This window comes from Streptomyces beigongshangae, assembly GCF_019710745.1.
Classification (GTDB): Bacteria; Actinomycetota; Actinomycetes; order Streptomycetales; family Streptomycetaceae; genus Streptomyces; species Streptomyces beigongshangae.
In genome coordinates, this window is sequence record NZ_JAHKJW010000032.1 from 34,985 (window position 1) to 52,317 (window position 17,333).

At 73.5% G+C, this 17,333-nt stretch carries 17 protein-coding genes; 5 read left to right on the top strand and 12 right to left on the bottom strand.

Going from position 1 to position 17,333, the window contains the following annotated elements:
- Positions 1–39: 39 nt before the first annotated feature.
- From KM933_RS23985 to KM933_RS24010, 6 genes are all read right to left on the bottom strand, one after another.
- Positions 40–804 carry an endonuclease/exonuclease/phosphatase family protein gene (locus KM933_RS23985; protein WP_221355524.1) on the bottom strand — a complete coding sequence of 255 codons (765 nt, stop codon included), beginning with the start codon at positions 802–804 and terminating at the stop codon, positions 40–42.
- A gap of 162 nt (positions 805–966) precedes the next feature.
- The gene (locus KM933_RS23990; RefSeq protein WP_221355526.1) at positions 967–1,920 is read right to left on the bottom strand and encodes an ROK family glucokinase; all 954 of its coding nucleotides are present in this window, start codon (positions 1,918–1,920) and stop codon (positions 967–969) included.
- Between the two features lie 53 nt (positions 1,921–1,973).
- On the bottom strand, positions 1,974–2,468 hold the full coding sequence (locus tag KM933_RS23995; protein ID WP_221355528.1) for a DUF5304 domain-containing protein: 495 nt from the start codon (positions 2,466–2,468) through the stop codon (positions 1,974–1,976).
- A 59-nt stretch (positions 2,469–2,527) separates the two neighbouring features.
- Positions 2,528–3,727: an ArsA family ATPase gene (locus tag KM933_RS24000; RefSeq protein WP_221355530.1), complete on the bottom strand. Its 1,200-nt coding sequence runs from the start codon at positions 3,725–3,727 to the stop codon at positions 2,528–2,530.
- A 139-nt stretch (positions 3,728–3,866) separates the two neighbouring features.
- A complete protein-coding gene (locus tag KM933_RS24005; RefSeq protein ID WP_221355532.1) occupies positions 3,867–4,310 on the bottom strand; it encodes an SRPBCC family protein in 444 nt (147 codons plus the stop codon).
- Between the two features lie 158 nt (positions 4,311–4,468).
- The gene (locus KM933_RS24010) at positions 4,469–5,281 is read right to left on the bottom strand and encodes a metallophosphoesterase family protein (protein WP_221355534.1); all 813 of its coding nucleotides are present in this window, start codon (positions 5,279–5,281) and stop codon (positions 4,469–4,471) included.
- A 294-nt stretch (positions 5,282–5,575) separates the two neighbouring features.
- On the opposite strand from KM933_RS24010, the gene KM933_RS24015 reads away from it, so the two are divergent.
- Positions 5,576–7,372 carry an AMP-dependent synthetase/ligase gene (locus KM933_RS24015; RefSeq protein ID WP_221355536.1) on the top strand — a complete coding sequence of 599 codons (1,797 nt, stop codon included), beginning with the start codon at positions 5,576–5,578 and terminating at the stop codon, positions 7,370–7,372.
- Between the two features lie 156 nt (positions 7,373–7,528).
- Here KM933_RS24015 and KM933_RS24020 read toward each other — a convergent pair whose 3' ends face one another.
- Positions 7,529–8,671, bottom strand: coding sequence for a glycosyltransferase family 4 protein (locus KM933_RS24020; RefSeq protein ID WP_221355619.1), 1,143 nt, complete (start codon positions 8,669–8,671; stop codon positions 7,529–7,531).
- 85 nt (positions 8,672–8,756) lie between these two features.
- On the opposite strand from KM933_RS24020, the gene KM933_RS24025 reads away from it, so the two are divergent.
- Complete coding sequence (locus tag KM933_RS24025; RefSeq protein WP_221355538.1) at positions 8,757–9,992, top strand: glycosyltransferase 87 family protein; 1,236 nt, start codon at positions 8,757–8,759, stop codon at positions 9,990–9,992.
- Positions 9,993–10,051: 59 nt separating this feature from the next.
- On the opposite strand, the gene KM933_RS24030 is transcribed toward KM933_RS24025, so the two are convergent.
- The 5 genes from KM933_RS24030 to KM933_RS24050 form a co-directional block, all read right to left on the bottom strand.
- The gene (locus KM933_RS24030) at positions 10,052–11,272 is read right to left on the bottom strand and encodes a hypothetical protein (RefSeq protein WP_308013526.1); all 1,221 of its coding nucleotides are present in this window, start codon (positions 11,270–11,272) and stop codon (positions 10,052–10,054) included.
- Positions 11,273–11,337: 65 nt separating this feature from the next.
- Positions 11,338–12,348: a C40 family peptidase gene (locus KM933_RS24035; RefSeq protein WP_308013527.1), complete on the bottom strand. Its 1,011-nt coding sequence runs from the start codon at positions 12,346–12,348 to the stop codon at positions 11,338–11,340.
- A gap of 262 nt (positions 12,349–12,610) precedes the next feature.
- Positions 12,611–13,642: a C40 family peptidase gene (locus KM933_RS24040; protein WP_308013528.1), complete on the bottom strand. Its 1,032-nt coding sequence runs from the start codon at positions 13,640–13,642 to the stop codon at positions 12,611–12,613.
- Positions 13,643–13,994: 352 nt separating this feature from the next.
- Positions 13,995–15,344, bottom strand: coding sequence for an NYN domain-containing protein (locus KM933_RS24045; RefSeq protein WP_221355541.1), 1,350 nt, complete (start codon positions 15,342–15,344; stop codon positions 13,995–13,997).
- Positions 15,345–15,377: 33 nt separating this feature from the next.
- Positions 15,378–15,617, bottom strand: coding sequence for a hypothetical protein (locus tag KM933_RS24050; protein WP_221355543.1), 240 nt, complete (start codon positions 15,615–15,617; stop codon positions 15,378–15,380).
- A gap of 156 nt (positions 15,618–15,773) precedes the next feature.
- Between KM933_RS24050 and KM933_RS24055 the strand changes: the two genes are divergently transcribed.
- The 3 genes from KM933_RS24055 (at position 15,774) to KM933_RS24065 (ending at position 17,275) form a co-directional block, all read left to right on the top strand.
- Complete coding sequence (locus tag KM933_RS24055; protein ID WP_221355545.1) at positions 15,774–16,505, top strand: rhomboid family intramembrane serine protease; 732 nt, start codon at positions 15,774–15,776, stop codon at positions 16,503–16,505.
- Positions 16,502–16,783, top strand: coding sequence for an Lrp/AsnC family transcriptional regulator (locus KM933_RS24060; RefSeq protein ID WP_221355547.1), 282 nt, complete (start codon positions 16,502–16,504; stop codon positions 16,781–16,783). The genes KM933_RS24055 and KM933_RS24060 overlap by 4 nt, the downstream gene beginning before the upstream one ends.
- A gap of 171 nt (positions 16,784–16,954) precedes the next feature.
- Complete coding sequence (locus KM933_RS24065) at positions 16,955–17,275, top strand: small secreted hydrophilic protein (protein ID WP_221355549.1); 321 nt, start codon at positions 16,955–16,957, stop codon at positions 17,273–17,275.
- The last annotated feature ends 58 nt before the right edge of the window (positions 17,276–17,333 follow it).

Below are 17,333 nucleotides of genomic sequence, written 5' to 3' on the forward strand. Positions count from 1 at the left end.
CCCGCCTGTGCCCGCGCGGGCGCGCGGGGTCAGGCGGGATCAGGCGGCCGGGATCCTGAGGGCGGCCAGCACCGGGAGGTGGTCCGTGGCCGCCCTCAGGTCCGCCTCGCTCACCCCGGGGTGGCCGAGGGGCACGCCGCAGCCCAGGACCTCCACGCCCTCCGTGGCGAAGAGCGCGTCGATGCGCTGGTGGGGGCGGTCCGGCGTCGAGGTGTACTCGCCGCCCCAGGGGGCGACCGCCCAGCCGTCCTGGAACTCCGTCGCCAGGCGCTTGAACGTGGGGCCGCCCGGGCGCTCGTTGAGGTCGCCGCCCACGACGGCGTACGGGGCGTCCAGCGCGACGAGATGGTCCACGAGCAGGTCGCCCTGCCGTCCGCGCTCGTCCTTCTGGAGCGAGAGGTGGCAGCTCAGTACGCCGAGGCGGGCGCCCCCGAACCGGACGACCGCGGTCGCGAAACCGCGTCGGTGCAGGCCCGGGGTGAGGGGGAGCAGTACGTCCTCGGTGCGCTCGACCGTGGCCCGCAGGGAGCACAGGAGGGCGGGGCCGGAGGCCGTGGCCCCGCCGGTCAGGAGGACCTGGCCCGAGGCGGCCGCCAGCCTCGCCAGCTTCTTGCGCCAGCGGAAGAAGCGGGGGGCTTCCTGGAGCAGGACGAGATCCGGTGCGCAGGCGGTGATCACGCGGGCCAGTGCGGTGGTGTCGTCCCGCAGGGAGCGGATGTTGTAACTGAGGACGCGGATGACGGCGGACCCGTCCTCCTCGGTCCGGGAGACGGGCAGCGGGCGGATTGTCGGGCTGGCTGACATGCGGATCAAGATAGCGGCCGAGGGGGGACGGGCCGTTCGTTCACCGCGGCCCGGTGGCGGCTTCTCGCGCAGTTCCCCGCACCCCTGAAGAGGCGTCCCTCCAAGGGCGCGGGGAACTGCGCGCTCGGCCCCCGCCGGGCCGCAGGTGGTGGGTGGCCGTCGCTACATGACCGGGTCCGGCTCCCGGGCCAGGTCGGCCGCGCCGACCAGCCCCGCCTCGTTGCCCAGCCGTGCAGCGATCACGTCGGCGACGGGCCGCCAGTTCCCGCCCACCAGCCACCGCTTGTACGACTTGCGGATCGGGTCGAGCACCAGCTCCCCCTCGTCCGAGAGGCCCCCACCCACGATGAACGCGGAGGGGTCGAAGAGGGAGGCCAGGTCGGCGAGGCCGGCCCCCGCCCAGCGGGCCAGCTCACGGTAGGAGTCCACCGCCACCGGGTCGCCCTGCCGCGCGGCCATCGAGATGTGCTTGCCCTCGATGCCGTCGGGGGTCCCGTCGCCCAGCGAGAGCAGGATCTCCGCCCTCTCGGGGGTCGCGTTGGCGCGCTGCGTCGCGTACCTCACCAGGGCGCGGCCGGACGCGTACTGCTCCCAGCAGCCCTGCGAGCCGCAGCCGCACAGCAGCCCGTCCGGCACCATCCGGATGTGCCCGAACTCGGCGGCCACGCCGAAGTGCCCGCGCCGCAGCTTGTTGCCGATGATGATGCCGCCGCCCAGGCCCGTGCCGAGCGTGATGCAGATGACGTTGCGGTGCCCCTTGCCCGCACCGAACTTGTATTCGCCCCAGGCCGCCGCGTTCGCGTCGTTCTCGACCACGACCGGCAGGCCCACGCGGGCCTCCACCTCTTCCTTGAGGGGCTCCTGCCGCCAGTCGATGTTCGGCGCGAAGTAGACCGTGGAGCGCTCCCGGTTGACGTACCCGGCGGCGCCGATGCCCACTCCGACGATCTCGTGCCCGGCCCTGGCACCCTCGACGGCCGCCGCGATCGCGTCCACGATCGCCTGCGGCGTGGTCGGGGTCGGCACCTTGAAGGTCGAGAGGATGTTGCCTTCCTCGTCGACCACTCCGGCCGCGATCTTCGTGCCGCCGATGTCGACGCCGATGGTGAGTCCCATGAATCCCTCAGTTTCGGTCGAGCCCCGCTAGGGGCAACCGTACCCGAGCGGATTCAGTCGAGGTCGATGTGTTCGCCGGTCCCGGTGCCTTCGTCGCGGGGGCGCGCGGCGGTGTCGCGGGCGGTCCAGCGCCGCTCCTGCGCCTCGACGGCGGAGCGGTACGCGGCGAGCAGTTCGGAGCCGGCGCTCGCCAGGTGGTCGAACACGTCGGGGTTGCGCTCGATGACGGGCTCGACGGCCGCCCTGGCCTGCCGCACCACCTGGTCGACCATCTGCTGGGCGGCACCGCCGGCGACCGCGCCGAGCAGCGGCGACTGCAGTCCGGACAGCTTGTCGGCGACGGCGTCGACGAGCTTGCGCAGCTCCTCGGCGGCCGAGCCGGGCGGCTGCCCGTACCGGGTGCGGCGGCGGGCCTGCTCCGCGGCGAGGTCCTCGGCACACGCCTCCGCCCAGGCGTCGTCGTCGCTCACCCGGACCTCCTCGCGCTCCTCGTGCACCTTGCCGAGCGCGTCCTCCCCTGCGTCGGACGTGGGGCGCTCATCGCTCATGGCGGACTCCAAGCATCGGCTCTGTGTCTCCCGACGTTACCCGAACGGGGGTGAACCGTTCATCGTGTCCGCGGCCACAGGTCCGCGTCGGGCGCGAACCTCACGCGCAGTTCGCCCTCGCGCAGGGAGGCGCCGTCCACCGCGCAGCGGCGCAGGGCGGACGGCAGCGCGACGATCCGGCGGAACGGTCCCGCACTGACGACCAGCTCGTCCCCGCGCCGCACGAGGTCGAGTTCCTCACGCAGCGCGCCGGGCAGCGGGATGTGCCAGACGAGCACGCCGTCGTCGGCGAGCCGGTCGGTGACGGGCCACACGACCGGGCCGGGGGCGTCGTCCGCCGCGGGCACGGGCACGGGGAGCGCGGCGAGGTCCCCGGCGCCGCGCGGGTCGCGGCCGAGGTGCGGGACCTCGTGCACGCCGTACGCCGGTCCTCGCCCGGTGAGCCACTCGTCGTGCCACTCGTCGAGGGTCTTGCGCTGCTGGGCGGCCAGCCCGGCCAGCCAGGTGTCGGGGGACACGTCGGGCAGGACGCGGTTGGCGATCAGGGCGTCGGTGCGCAGGCCCCGCAGGGCGAGGCCGGTGCCGGCCGACCGTACGGCGTCGGCGCCGGCCGGTCCCGGTTCGGCGACCAGCCGTACGGTCGTGGCCGGGGTCTCGACGGCCCGCTGGACCGCGGCCAGCTCGGCGTCCCAGCGGGCGGCCGTCTCGTACAGCCGCTCCGTCGGCATCGGGACGCCCGCCAGCCGGCCGAGGACGGGGCGCAGGGCGCGGGCGGCCTGGCGCTCCGCGGGCAGCAGGCGGCGCAGATAGCGGCGCAGCTGTTCGGGCAGGGCCAGCAGGGCGAGTGCCTCGGGGGCGGGGGGCAGGTCGACGACCAGGAGGTCGAAGGCGTCGGCCGCGGACGCGTCGCGCAGGGCGCGCAGCAGGGCGAGTTCCCCGGCGCCGGGGAGGGGGGTGAGCTCCTCGGCGTCCAGCCGGGCGGAGCCCAGCAGGTCGAGCGCGCCTGCGGCCTGTTCCTGGAGCGCCAGGAGGTCCGTCCGGAAGCCCTCGGCGGCGTCCGGCCGCCAGGCGGTGAGAAGGGGGGCGGCCCCGGCCGGCGTGCCGGCGGTGGCGGTGCCGAGCGCGGCGCCGAGAGTGTCGGTGCGGTCCGCGGAGAGCACCAGGGTGCGGGTGCCCCTGCGGGCGGCCTCCAGAGCGGTGGCCGCGGCGACGGTGGTACGGCCGGCGCCGCCGGGGCCGGTGATCAGGATGGTGCGCATGGGGTTCAACGGTACGGGGTGGCCCGACGGCGACGGCGCCCCGCTGCCGACCGCCCGGCCGCCCGGCCGCCCGTCTCCCGACTGCCCCGCTGCCGGCTGCCCGACTCCCGGCCGCCCGTCTGCTGGTCGCCGGACTCCCCTACTGGTCGCCGGACTCCACACGCTTCTTCAGGCCGGCCAGCGCGCGGTCGATGATGACCTTCTCCGCCTTGCGCTTGATCATGCCGAGCATCGGGATCTTGACGTCGACGGTGAGCCGGTAGGTGACCTCGGTCGCGTTCAGGCCCGCGGGCCTGAGGGTGTACGAGCCGTCCAGGGAGCGGAGCATCTGGGACTTCACCAGGGTCCAGGAGACCTCGTGGTCGCCGGTCCAGGTGTAGCCCAGGGTCTGGTCGTCCTTGATGGCTCCGGCGTCCATGACGAGGCGCACCTGCTCGGCGCGGCCCTTCCCGTCCGTCGCGAGCACCTCCGCCTCCTTCACCTCGCCCGTCCAGTCGGGGTAGCGGGCGAAGTCGGCGATGACCGCCATGACATCGGCCGGCGCCGCCTCGATCGTGATGCTCGAGCTGGTGTGTTCCGCCATCGCCGTGGCTCCTCCAGATGCGGTCCGGACAGGGTGGTCCTATCAGGGGGTTCCGCGCGGTACGAACGCTTTCCGCCTGTGTGTGCAGCGTGAAGGCTACCGCGCTGCGGAGGGGCCCCCGTTCCCGGCCCCGCGCGCGTCCGCGCCCCCGGCGGTCCTCACCACTCCAGTACCCACGGCTTCCCCGTACCGGCGAAGTGACCCACGTTCACGCACTCCGTGGCGCCGATGCGCATCCGCGGGGCGAGCGGCTGGTGGACGTGCCCGAAGAGCGAGTAGCGCGGCCGGGTGCGCCGGATCGCGTCCAGCAGCGCCCGGCTCCCCCGCTCGAAGCGCCGTGCCACCGTGTCGTAGACGAGTTCGGGCACCTCCGGGGGGATGTGCGTGCACAGGACGTCGACCTCTCCGACGGCCTCGACCTTCGCCGCGTACTCCTCGTCGCTGATCTCGTACGGCGTCCGCATGGGGGTGCGCAGCCCGCCCCCGACGAAGCCGAAGACCCGGCCGCCGATCTCGACGCGCTCCCCGTCGAGCACGGTGGTGCCGGGTCCGGCGTACTCCGGCCAGAGGGACGGTATGTCGACGTTGCCGTAGGTGGCGTACGTCGGGACGGGGAACGCCGCGAACAGTTCGGCGTACTGCTTGCGTACGGCCTTCTCGATGGCGGGGCCGCGGTCGACGCCGGCCCACAGCCGTGCGCCGAAGGCCCGCGCCTCCTCGAAGCGGCGGGCGGTGCGCAGCTCGACGATGCGGTCCGTGTTCCCGGTGCCGAAGAGGTCCGGGAAGATGCCGCGGGAGTGGTCGGCGTAGTCGATGAAGAGGACGAGGTCGCCCAGGCAGACCAGGGCGTCCGCGCCGTCACCGGCCCCGGCCAGGTCACGGACGTTGCCGTGCACGTCGCTCACCACGTGGACCCTGGTGCGCGGGGTCTCCCGCGCGCCGCTCTCGCCGTCATCTCGTGTACCCGCCATGACGATCAAGGGTAAGCCTGTGGAGCAAACGTGTGTAGACGTGGGCGGACCTGCGGTTACTACCCGGTCCGCGAAGGCTTGGACTACCCTGCGCGGAGGAACGTCCGCACATGTGACGCGGGGAACATCTCGCCGGTTGCCCCTGTCCAGAGGCACTACCGGCGGGTAACGTCCGGGCAGTCCAGTCGTGCTCAGGGTTTCAGCAACGGTCTCCCGAGCACCTGCCCGAGCCTTGGACCGCTCCGTCGCATCACACGAAGTCGTGGCGTCGGCGCCCTATGAGGAGCAGCAGTCTTGCGCGAGTTCAGCCTTCCGGCTTTGTACGAGGTCCCCGCGGACGGCAATCTGACCGACATCGTCCGCAGAAACGCCGCGCAGCACCCCGACGTCGCGGTCATCGCCCGCAAGGTCGGCGGTACCTGGACGGACGTCACGGCCACCGACTTCCTCGCCGAGGTGCAGACCGCCGCCAAGGGCCTGATCGCCTCGGGCGTACGGCCCGGCGACCGGGTGGGGCTGATGTCGCGCACACGGTACGAGTGGACGCTGCTCGACTTCGCGATCTGGAGCGCGGGCGCGGTCACCGTACCGGTGTACGAGACCAGCTCCGCCGAGCAGGTGCAGTGGATCCTCGGCGACTCGGGGGCGACCGCGGTCGTGGTGGAGCTGGACGCCCACGCGGCCGCCGTGGAGTCGGTGCGCGACCGGCTGCCGCACCTGAAGCACGTCTGGCAGATCGAGGGCGGCGGCGTCGAGGAGCTCGGCCGGGCCGGCAAGGACGTCACGGACGCCGCGGTCGAGGAGCGCGGTTCGCTCGCCAGGGCCGACGACCCGGCGACGATCGTCTACACGAGCGGCACGACCGGACGCCCCAAGGGCTGTGTGCTGACCCACCGCAGCTTCTTCGCCGAGTGCGGCAACATCGTGGAGCGGCTGCGGCCGCTGTTCCGCACCGGTGAGTGCTCGGTGCTCCTCTTCCTCCCGCTCGCCCACGTCTTCGGGCGGCTCGTGCAGGTCGCGCCGATGATGGCGCCGATCAAGCTGGGCACCGTACCGGACGTCAGGAACCTGACCGAGGAGCTGGCCTCGTTCCGGCCGACGCTGATCCTCGGTGTGCCGCGCGTCTTCGAGAAGGTCTACAACTCGGCGCGGGCCAAGGCGCAGGAGGACGGCAAGGGCAGGATCTTCGACCGGGCGGCCGACACGGCGATCGCGTACAGCCGCGCGCTGGACACCCCGGCGGGTCCGTCGATCGGCCTGCGGATCAGGCACCGGGTGTTCGACAAGCTGGTCTACGGCAAGCTGCGGGCGGTGCTCGGCGGCAGGGGCGAGTACGCGATCTCGGGCGGCGCCCCGCTGGGCGAGCGTCTGGGCCACTTCTTCCGCGGCATCGGCTTCACGGTCCTGGAGGGCTACGGCCTGACCGAGTCCTGCGCGGCCACCGCCTTCAACCCGTGGGACCGGCAGAAGATCGGCACGGTCGGGCAGCCGCTGCCGGGCTCGGTGGTCCGCATCGCCGACGACGGAGAGGTGCTGCTGCACGGGGAGCACCTGTTCAAGGAGTACTGGAACAACGAGGCCGCGACCGAGGAGGCGCTGGCCGACGGGTGGTTCCACACCGGCGACATCGGCACCCTCGACGAGGACGGCTACCTCCGGATCACCGGCCGCAAGAAGGAGCTCATCGTCACCGCGGGCGGCAAGAACGTGGCGCCCGCGGTGATCGAGGACCGCATCCGCGCGCACGCGCTGATCGCGGAGTGCATGGTGGTCGGCGACGGGCGGCCGTTCGTGGGCGCGCTGGTCACGATCGACGAGGAGTTCCTGGGCCGCTGGGCGGAGGAGCACGGGAAGCCCGCCGGTTCCACCGCGGCGTCGCTCGCGGGGGACCCGGATCTGCTCGCGGCGGTGCAGAGCGCGGTGGACGACGGCAACGCGGCGGTGTCGAAGGCGGAGTCGGTCCGCAGGTTCCGGGTGCTGTCGCACCAGTTCACGGAGGACTCGGGTCACCTGACGCCGTCGCTGAAGCTGAAGCGGAACGTGGTGGCGAAGGACTACGCCGCCGAGATCGAGGCGATCTACCAGGGCTGAGCCCGCCCTTCTGAACGACCTTCGGCTCTCCCGCCGTCGTGGCCGCTCGCGCAGTTCCCCGCGCCCCCGGGTACCCGGGGGCGCGGGGAACTGCGCGACAAGCCCCCACCGGCCGGCAGCCGCCGGAGCGCCACCGCGGCCGCACCCCCACGGGCGTCAGAGCAGCTCCCGCAGCCGCTCCGCCAGGAGGTCCCAGCGCCACCTCTCCTCCACCCACTCCCGCCCCCGCTCCCCCATCCTGCGGCGCAGCCCCGCGTCGCCCAGCAGCGTGACGAGCCGGTCGGCCGTGTCGGCCGGGGAGCCGCCCCGCACGACCCAGCCCGTCTCCCCGTCGAGGACGGCGTCCGGCGCGCCCCCGGAGTCGCCCGCGACGACGGGGAGGCCGGTCGCGGACGCCTCCAGGTAGACGATGCCGAGCCCTTCGACGTCCAGCCCGCCGCGGCGCGTCCGGCACGGCATGGCGAAGACGTCCCCCGCGCCGTAGTGGGCCGGGAGTTCGGACCACGGCACCGCCCCGGTGAAGCGCACCGAGCCGGCCACCCCGGTCTCGTGCGCGAGCCGCCGCAGGTCCTTCCCGTACGGCCCGCCCCCCACGATCAGCAGCACGGCCTCCGGCTCGGCCGCCAGGACCGCCGGCATCGCGCGGATGAGGGTGTCCTGCCCCTTGCGCGGGACGAGACGCGAGACGCAGACCACGACCGGCCGGTCGGTGAGGCCGAGGCGGGCCCGTACGGCGTCCCCGCCGGAGCCGGGGTGGAAGGTCTTCTCGTCGACGCCCGGGGGCAGCTGCACCATCCGCCCGGCCGCCTCGGGGGTCAGCGCGGCGGCGATCCGCGAGCGCGTGTACTCCCCGAGGTAGGTGATCGTGTCCGTCGACCCGCCGATCCTGCGCAGCAGCTGCCGCGCGGCGGGCAGCTGCGCCCACCCCGCCTCGTGCCCGTGCGTCGTGGCCACGAGCCGCTCCGCGCCCGCCCTGCGCAGCGCGGGCGCGAGCAGCCCGAGCGGGGCCGCCGCGCCGAACCACACCGAGGTGCAGCCGTGCTCCCGCAGCAGCCCAGCGGCCCGCCGCGAGACCCGCGGAGTGGGCAGCAGCATGGTTGTTCGGTCGCGTACGATGACGAAGGGCTGTTCGGCGTCGAAGGCGGCTGTGGCCTCGGCTCCCTCCCGGCCCCGCTTCCACGTGGAGGCGTAGACGACGAGCCGTTCGGGGTCCAGCCGCAACGCCATATTGTGCAGGAACGCCTGGATGCCGCCCGGTCTCGGCGGGAAGTCGTTGGTCACGATCAAGGTCTTGTGCATCGTCTTGCGCATCGCCGTCGACAGTACCGAACACCCGCCCGGCGGGACCGTACCGGGGATCCGCACGGGAAGAGGGCAGGTGGGCATGGCGGGAGCCAGGGGGCCGCGGTTCCCGTACGTACTGCTGGCCGTCTGGGGCCTGACGAGGCTGGCGCTGCTGCTCTTCGTCCTCAAGGTGTTCGTCTTCCCCGGCCCGGACGTCACGAGCGACGTCGCGGTGACCTACCGGAACTGGTACGAGGTCCTGCGCACCGGCACCTTCCCGCTGGACGACGTGACCTGGCAGTACCCGCCGGCCGCCGCGCTCGCGATCCTCTCCCCCGCGCTGCTGCCGTTCCTCGCCTACACGGAGGCGTTCTTCGCCCTGGCCCTCGCCGCCGACCTGTGCGCGCTCGCGCTGCTCCTGTACGCGGGCCGGCGCCCGGAGAGGTCGCGGCGCGGCGCCTGGGTGTGGGTGGTGGGGGTGCCCCTGCTCGGCCCGACGGTGTACGCGCGGTACGACGTGATGGTGACCGCCGTCGCCGTGGCCGCCCTCCTCGCGGGCGTCCGGCACCCGAGGGCCATGGGCGCGCTGGCCGCGTTCGGCGCCCTGCTGAAGGTGTGGCCGCTGCTGCTGCTCGTGGGCACGACGGGGCGCCGGGCCTGGGGCGCGGCGGTGGCGACGGCCGCGGGCGTCGCGCTGCTGTTCGCCGCGCTGATGCCGGGCGCGTTCGCGTTCCTGACCTTCCAGCGCGACCGCGGGACCGAGGTCGAGTCCCTGGGCTCGCTGGTCTTCCACATCGCCCGGCACCACGGCTGGGAGGGCCGGGTCCTGCTCAACTACGGCTCGGTGGAGTTCCTCGGCCCGTACGTCGACGTGGTGAGCACGGTGGCGCTGATGCTCACCGGGCTGGCGTTCGGCTGGCTGCTGCTGTGGCGGCTGTGCGCGACCCGGTTCCTGGTGCACACGGCGGCGGACGCCTCGTTCGTGGCCGTCCTCCTGTTCACCACGACGAGCCGGGTCATCAGCCCCCAGTACCTGGTGTGGCTGGTCGGTCTGGCCGCCGTCTGCCTGCTCTTCCGCGGCAGCCGGATGGGCCTGCCGGCGGGGATGGTGCTGGTGGCGTGCTTCGTCACCGTGCTGGAGTTCCCCGTGTACTTCGCGGACGTCGTCGGCAGCACCCCCTTCGGCATCACCCTGCTGGTGATCCGCAACGGCCTGCTGGTCGCCGCGACCGTCACCGCGGGCGTGCTGCTGTGGCGCGACACCGTGCCGTACCCGGGGCCGGCCCCCGTGCCGAGCCGGGCGGCCCGCGCCGACGAGGGGTCCCTGACCGGCTGAGGGGCGGGACGAGGAGTCCCTTGACCGGCTGAGGGGCGGCCGGAGCCGCCCCGGCCGGGTCACCCCAGCCGGTCCCGCAGGTAGGCCCGCCAGCGGACCGTGAACTCCTCCGGTGACGTGTCCAGGACCTCCCGCATCCCGGTCTCCACCGCCCCCGCCCGCTTCCCGTGCTCCCCCACGGCCCGGTAGAACTCGCCGAGCCGCACCTCGCCCCACCGCTCGGCGATCATCCGGCAGGCCAGCCAGCCGCTCTCGTAGGCCCGCGCCAGCTTCCCCGCGTCCCCGTCGAACCCGAAGTCCCCGTCCGCGGGCAGCCCGGCCGGCACGTTCCCGCCGGCCACCGCGCGCCGCAGCTCGGGCGCGGCCTGCGCCGCCGAGCGGCCGGTGCCCCGGTAGCCGACCCAGTCCGCGTACCCTTCCGACAGCCACAGCGGGGTCGCCGCCGAGGTCGCGGTGCGGGTGGCGACATGGGCCGTCTCGTGCGTGAGCACGACCTGCCGGCCGAAGGAGCCCAGCACCCCGTACGCGTCGGGGTTGACGATGATCCGGTCGGCGGGCACCCTCCCGGAGCCTCCCCCGGCCTCCGGCCGGGGGGACCCCCCCTTCGCCTCGGTCACCTCGCCCGTGGTGACCGCTGCGATCCCCCGGTACCCGGCGGCGGGCGCCCCCAGCAGCTGCGCCATCGCCTCCAGCGACTCCGGTACGAGGACGACGACCCGGCCCGGCCAGTCCCCGCCCCACGCCTCCCGCACCGCGGGCACCGCCCGGTCGGCCAGTCCCGCGTAACCGCGCAGCGCGGCACGGGACTGGCCGACCCCCAGGACGAGGCTGCTCCCGCCGCGCACGACCGTCACGGTCCCCTGCTCCCACAGCTGCCGGCCGGCGCCGGCGGCGGGCCGGTCGGCGGTCACGTACCAGCGTCCGCCGGCGCGCAGGAGGCTCAGCGTGCGGGCGGTGACGACGGGCGCCCGGTCGTGGCCGGCTATGCGGTAGCGCAGGTCCGCGTCGGCCGTGGCGCGGTCGCCGGAGCGGCTGAGACCGGTCACGCGGTACGACCAGCCGGCCAGCGGGACCGCCCGCAGGTTCCTGAACCCGGTGCGCGCCTCGGCCCGTTCACCGGGGGCGGCGGAGGCCGGTGCCGCCGTCGCCACGAAGGCCCGCTCGCTGCCGTCGCGCACCGCCGCCGCCCGGCGGTCGAGCACGCGCTGGACGTCGGCGGACGCGCCGTCGGGCGCCGGGGCACCGCCGCAGCCGACCAGACCGGCCAGCAACAGCCCCACGGCACATCTCGGCGCACGCCCACGACCGGCCACGATCCCGATCGTACGGCGTCGGGCCCGGTGGGTCAGGGGCGCGTCACGGCCGAGACGGGCATCATGCCCACCGGGTCGTAGCGCACGGGGGCGCCCGGGTAGGGGGCGTGGATCACCTGGCCGTTGCCCACGTACATCCCGACGTGGCTGGCGTCGTCCCGGTAGGTGACGAGGTCCCCGGGCTGCGCCTGTGCGAGCGGCACCCGCCGCCCGGCGTGCGCCTGGGCCTGCGAGGTGCGCGGCAGACCGACGCCGGCCTGCGCGTACGACCACTGGGTGAGGCCGGAACAGTCGAAGGTGGCGGGTCCGCTGGCGCCCCAGACGTACGGGCGGCCGACGGCCGAGCGGGCCGCGGCGACGGCGGCGGCCGCCCGCCCGGAGGACGGGACGGCGCCGGTGAGGTCGGGCGTCCGGGGGGAGCGGGAGGCCCGGTCGTGGGCGGCGCGGTCCTCGTCGGGCATCGCGTTGAGCAGCTGCCGTGCCCTGGCCAGCTTCCGCTCGACGGTGCGCTTGTGCCGGGCGACGGCCTGACGGCTGCGGTCCAGTTCGGAGAGTTTGCGGGTGGCCTCCACCCGGTCCTGGGCCAGGACGCGCAGGGCGGTCTGCAGCTCTGCGAGCTCCCCGGCCTGGCGGGCGCTGATGCGGTCGATCGCGGCCGCCTTGTCGAGGTACTCGTCGGGGTCGTCCGAGAACATCAGCGCCAGCGACGGGTCGAGGCCTCCGGAGCGGTACTGGGCCACGGCCAGCGAACCGAGCGCGTCCCGCATGGCGTTGATGCGGTCCTGCTGGCGGGCGATGCGGTCCCGTACCCCGTCCACCTCGTCGTGCAGGAGGTCGGCGCGCTCGTCGGCCCTGTTGTACGACTCGGTGGCGTGCTCGGCCTCCGCGTACAGCCGGTTCACCTCGGCGCGTCTGTCGTCCTGCGGTGCGGCGCCGGCCGGCAGGACGCCGAGGGCCGCGGCCGCGGCGGCCAGTACGCAGAGTGCGGCGCCTCGGGCGCCCCGGTCGAAACCGGACGGTACAAGGCGGCGATGGGACCCCACAGGAAGCCGCACTCCCTTCCGCTGACGGTCTGTCGGTCCCCCGGAGTGGGGAAACGCGCCAGACAGTAGCCGTGCGACCACGCGCGGGCCAAAGACGTCGGCGGACACACAGCGTGACGCCCCGCCCGGGACGCAGGTCACCGGCGGGGCGTGGGGTCGGCGGGCGCCACGGGAATTCGCCCGTTCGGGCGGCTTGGTGATCAGCCTTCAGGGGGAACGCGAAGGGCCCCGCCCGAAGGCCGGGCCGGACGCGGACACCGGGTCAGACGCGGACGCCGAACTGGAAGGAGCCGATGGTGCTCATGGACTCCAGGCGGACGACGGTGCCCGGCTTCGGGGCGTGCAGCACCACGCCGTTGCCGGCGTACAGGCCGACGTGCGCCAGGCTGTTGAAGAAGACCAGGTCACCGGGCTTGAGTTCACCACGGCCGATCTTCACGCCGTCGTTGTGCTGCGTGTACGTGGTCCGGGTGATCGACACACCGGCCTGGCTGTACGCCCACTGCGTCAGACCGGAGCAGTCGTAGGAGTTGGGGCCGCTGCCGCCGGAGACGTACGGCTTGCCCATCTGGGTCCGCGCGGCGGCCAGGGCGGCGGCGCCGCGGTCGGAGGCCGGGGCCTCCTTGGTGAGTTCGACGCGCTCGTCGGCGGAGCGGCTGGCGCGCTCCTCGGCGGTGGTGATGGCCGCCTTCTCCGCGGCCGTCAGGCTGTTGAGAAGCTTCTGCGCCTCGGCGAGCTTGCTCTGGACTTCCTTCTTCTTCTTGCTCAGCGTCTCGCGGGTCTCGGAGAGCTCCTTGAGCTTGCCGGCCGCCTCCTGGCGCTGCTGGGCGAGGACGCGCTGCTTGTCCTGGACCTTCTTGAGCGCCTCGACCTGCTGCGCGCTGAGCTGGTCGATGGTGGACGCCTTGTCGAGGTAGTCGTCCGGGTCGGAGGAGAGGAAGAGCTGCACGGAGGGGTCGATGGCACCCGTCCGGTACTGGGAGCTGGCCATCAGGCCGAGGCCCTCGCGCATGGAGTTGAGATCGTCCTGGCCGCGGGCGACCTGGTCCTGGAGGGTGTCGATCTCCTTCTCCAGCTTCTCCTGCTTCTCCTCGGCCCCGTTGGCCCTGTCCGTGGCGAGCGCCGACTGCTCGTAGAGCGCGTCGACCTTGGCCTTGACCTCGTCCTTGCTGGGCTTCTCGCCGGGGGCGGCGTTGGCCGCCTGAGAGCTGAGGGCGACGGCTGCCGCGGCAGCGGTGGTGAGCACGGTCACGCGGGTGCGGCTCGGCTGCTTCGGTCGACGGTGGGACGCCACGGAGGCGAGCTCCTTCATTACCTCAGCCGCCCACCGAAGACGCCGGTTGGCGGTGTCCCTCCACCGTCACTCCCGATAAGTGATCACCCGAGCGGAGGTTCGACGCCTGACCCTAGTGATGACCCTGTGATCAGTTCAAATCCTCCTCGGAAAAATCTCGCTCACCAGCGGCATTATTTGCGCTCGATTGACGTGCGGTGACACTTGGTTGACGTTACGTCACGTGAAGATTCCACTTACCCGGGCACACCGGTCATGCGTCACGGATGGGGCGTACGGCATGTATGTGACTTACGGGGCGGAAGGGCGGCTTCAGCCCGACAGGGGCCGGAGTTCCCGGAACGGGCGGGTCTCAACCCCGCGAGAAACGCTTGAGCAGGACCGCGGAGGCCACCGGCCGGGCGCCCGCGGCGGCCACGCCGTCGGCCACCTCGCGGTCGGTGGAGGCGACGATGACGGGCCGGCCCGGCGGTTCCGCGCGCACCAGCTGGCGGATCAGCTCGTCCGCGGTGACGCCGGGCTTGGAGAACAGCACCCGCACCCCGCGCGGCGGTGCGAGCAGCACCGGGGCGGCCAGTTCGGCCCCGTCGAAGACACAGGTGACCTCGGCGCCCGTCTGCGCGGCGAGCTGGGAGAGCTGGCCCAGGAGCCGCAGCCGCTGCTTCTCCAGCGGCATCTGCGGATAACCGGTCTTGGTGACGTTGTAGCCGTCGACGACCAGGTGCGCCTGCGGCAGCGCGAGCAACTGGTCGAGGATGGCGGGGTCGTGCTCGGACAGCGCCCGGGCCGCGATGTCCTTCGGCGTCATACGTCCCGGTTCGACCGCGTCGACGGTCTCCGCGGGCCGTACCGACACCGGCGGCAGGGCGAGTTCGCGCCGCAGTCCCTGGGCCGCGTCGAGCACGGTGTCCAGGAGCAGCCGTACGCGCATGTCCTCGACGCTGCGCCCCTCCCGGACCGCGCGGCGGGTCGCCTCCAGGGACGCCTCGACCTCGCCGAGCCGCTGCTTGAGCCGCCGGCTCTCGCTCTCCGCGGCCGACACCTGGGCCTGTCCCTCGCCGCGCACGCCCTCCAGCTCGGCCCGCAGCTTGCGCAGGGCCGCCTCGCCGCGCTTGACGTCGCTGAGGGCGCCGCGCAGCTTGCGGTGAAGCGATTCGGCTTCCTTCCGCGCCGCGTCCAGCTCGGTGCGCAGCCGCTCCGTCTCGGCGCGGGTCTGGTCACGGGCCGCGGCGAGTTCCCCGCGCAGCCGCTCCAGCTCGGCGCGGCTCTCCTCGTCGGCGCGCTCGGCGTCCGCGCGCAGGGCCTCCTCGCCCGCGGCGGTCACCAGCTTCACCCAGCCCGTGGGCCGCAGCACATAGGCCGCGGCCGCGACGTCCAGCGGGTCCGCGGCCGGGGGCGGCGAGCCCGAGGCGAGAGCGTCCGCCAGCTCGGACTGCGCCTCCCTGAGCTTCTCGGCGATGCGCTGCCGGAAGAGCGGGTCGGTCTCCATGGCCGCCGCCATCGCCGTACCCGCGAACTTGGCGCGGCGGCTGGGGGTGAACCGGGCGTACTGCCGCAGCTGGACGGGCAGTTCGGACACGGTCAGCCCGCCGAAACCGTCCGAGACGATCTGCACGACCCGGCGGCGCACGCCGTCGGGCAGCGGCCGGTCGAGCACCTCGGCGTCGCCGTCGTCCGGCTCCCCGCCCGTGGTCCCGGCCATCCCTCACCCCATCGTCGTGCGGGCCCGCTCCCGTCAGGAGCCGGCGCCCGGCCTGTCCACCAGTTCCACCTGATCCACCGCGTTGCACCAGCGGCACCGCACGGACTCGATGGTCTCACTGACCACCTCGCGCTCCTCGACCTCGGGTTCCCCGGCCAGATCCAGATGCACGTACTCGACGACCTTCGACGAGCGCGTCACGTCGAAGCGCGTGAGGTTGCCGCAGAGCGTGCAGCGCCACCGGGTCCGGGCGGTCGGGAGGGGAACCGTCATCGTGGCAGTCGCTCTCTTTCCTGAGTCTCGGTGCCGCCCCGGCGTCCCCGGAACGTGTGGCTCGTAACCCTACGGCCTGGCGGGTACTCGACGCCCGTCCACCGACGGCGGCGGGGCGCTCTGCACGGATAGGTCCCGTTACGTCATGCTCTGCACATGACCGGCACCTGGAGTACGGCCCTCGGCAGGGCGCTCCGCGGCCACCCCGCGCCGGTGGCCCACGGACTGATCGCGCTGTGCTGCCTGGTCTTCCTGACCGGCCCGGCCTCGGGGCTCAGCCCTTCGTACGGCATCGGTGACGAGCTCCTCTCCGCGCAGCGGGCCTACTTCGAACAGTGGGGCGTGGTGCCCGTCGAGCTGTTCCGGGGCACGCCGCGGGCCGTCGCCGCCCCGGCCACCGCGCTCTTCGTGCACGGCAGCTGGCTGCATCTCCTGGGCAACATGCTCTTCCTCTACGTCTTCGGCGCGATGGTCGAGGAACGGATGGGCCACTTCCGGTTCGCCCTCTTCTACGTGGGCTGCGGCTATGTCGCCCTGCTCGGCTACGCGGGCGCCCACGCCGACTCGGCACAGACCCTCGTCGGCGCGTCCGGAGCGATCTCCGCGGTCCTGGGAGCGTTCCTCTACCTCTTCCCCACCGCCCGGGTGACCAGTCTCTTCCCGTTCCTCTTCTTCCTGCCGCTGCGGTTCCCCGCCTGGGTGGTGCTGCCGTTCTGGGTGTCCCTGCAGTGGCTGGCCGCGGCGCGCGCGACGCAGGGCCCCGGGGTCGCCTATCTGGCGCACCTGCTGGGCTTCTCCGCCGGGTTCCTCCACGCGTGGGTGCGGTACGGGCGTCCGGCTAGAGTGAAATCCCCAGCGACGGCCACCGAGGGAGAAAACCAGCCGTGATCACCGCGATCGTGCTCATCAAGACCAGCGTGGACCGGATTCCCGAGATCGCCGAGTCGATCGCGGCGCTGGACAGCGTCAGCGAGGTCTTCTCCGTGACGGGGACGTACGACCTGATCGCCATGGTCCGGGTGACGGCCCACGACGACCTGGCCGACGTCATCCCCGGGAGGATCAGCAAGATCCCGGGTGTGGAGGGCACGGACACGCACGTGGCGTTCCGTACGTACTCGCAGCACGACCTGGAGGCGGCTTTCGCGATCGGTCTCGACAACTAGCCCGCCGGGGGCCGGGGGAATCCGGGTGCACTGCCGGGTGCGGGTGCGTCGTGGCTTGTCGCGCAGTTCCCCGCGTCCCTTCGGGGCGCTGCCCGCCCGGGCGCCTTCGGATGAAGAGTTCTTCATCGTGCGCTCATCCCGGGGGCCCGGTGGCGGGCGCAGGATCGGGCCATGGTCTTCTCCCATCGGATCGCGGCCCTCGCCGCCGTCGTGGTGATCCCCCTGGGGATCGCCGCCACCAGTTACGCCCTCACCGACAGTCCGGAGTCCCCGAAGGTGCCGCCCAAGGTGGAGCTGGGCAGCGGGTCGCCCCCGGTGACGCCCACCGCCACGAAACCGGCCGCGACCCCCACCCCGACCCCGACAACGACCCCCAGTGACCAGGTCGTGTCACGACCCCCGGTGAGCGACGACGACGATGACGACGGACCGGGGGACGACGCACGGGACGACGACGGACCCGGGGACGACGGGCCGGAGGACGACGGCTGAGCCCGCACCGGCCCCCGTGTCCGGCCCCGACCGGGTACGGCGGCGGGTCTCGGCCCGG

Excerpts from the sequence above, each read along its gene's own strand:
- KM933_RS23985 (WP_221355524.1), bottom strand. The coding sequence starts at position 804 with ATGTCAGCCAGCCCGACAATCCGCCCGCTGCCCGTCTCCCGGACCGAG.
- KM933_RS23990 (WP_221355526.1), bottom strand. The coding sequence starts at position 1,920 with ATGGGACTCACCATCGGCGTCGACATCGGCGGCACGAAGATCGCGGCC.
- KM933_RS23995 (WP_221355528.1), bottom strand. The coding sequence starts at position 2,468 with ATGAGCGATGAGCGCCCCACGTCCGACGCAGGGGAGGACGCGCTCGGC.
- KM933_RS24000 (WP_221355530.1), bottom strand. The coding sequence starts at position 3,727 with ATGCGCACCATCCTGATCACCGGCCCCGGCGGCGCCGGCCGTACCACC.
- KM933_RS24005 (WP_221355532.1), bottom strand. The coding sequence starts at position 4,310 with ATGGCGGAACACACCAGCTCGAGCATCACGATCGAGGCGGCGCCGGCC.
- KM933_RS24010 (WP_221355534.1), bottom strand. The coding sequence starts at position 5,281 with ATGGCGGGTACACGAGATGACGGCGAGAGCGGCGCGCGGGAGACCCCG.
- KM933_RS24020 (WP_221355619.1), bottom strand. The coding sequence starts at position 8,671 with ATGCACAAGACCTTGATCGTGACCAACGACTTCCCGCCGAGACCGGGC.
- KM933_RS24025 (WP_221355538.1), top strand. The coding sequence starts at position 8,757 with ATGGCGGGAGCCAGGGGGCCGCGGTTCCCGTACGTACTGCTGGCCGTC.
- KM933_RS24045 (WP_221355541.1), bottom strand. The coding sequence starts at position 15,344 with ATGGCCGGGACCACGGGCGGGGAGCCGGACGACGGCGACGCCGAGGTG.
- KM933_RS24050 (WP_221355543.1), bottom strand. The coding sequence starts at position 15,617 with ATGACGGTTCCCCTCCCGACCGCCCGGACCCGGTGGCGCTGCACGCTC.
- KM933_RS24055 (WP_221355545.1), top strand. The coding sequence starts at position 15,774 with ATGACCGGCACCTGGAGTACGGCCCTCGGCAGGGCGCTCCGCGGCCAC.
- KM933_RS24065 (WP_221355549.1), top strand. The coding sequence starts at position 16,955 with ATGGTCTTCTCCCATCGGATCGCGGCCCTCGCCGCCGTCGTGGTGATC.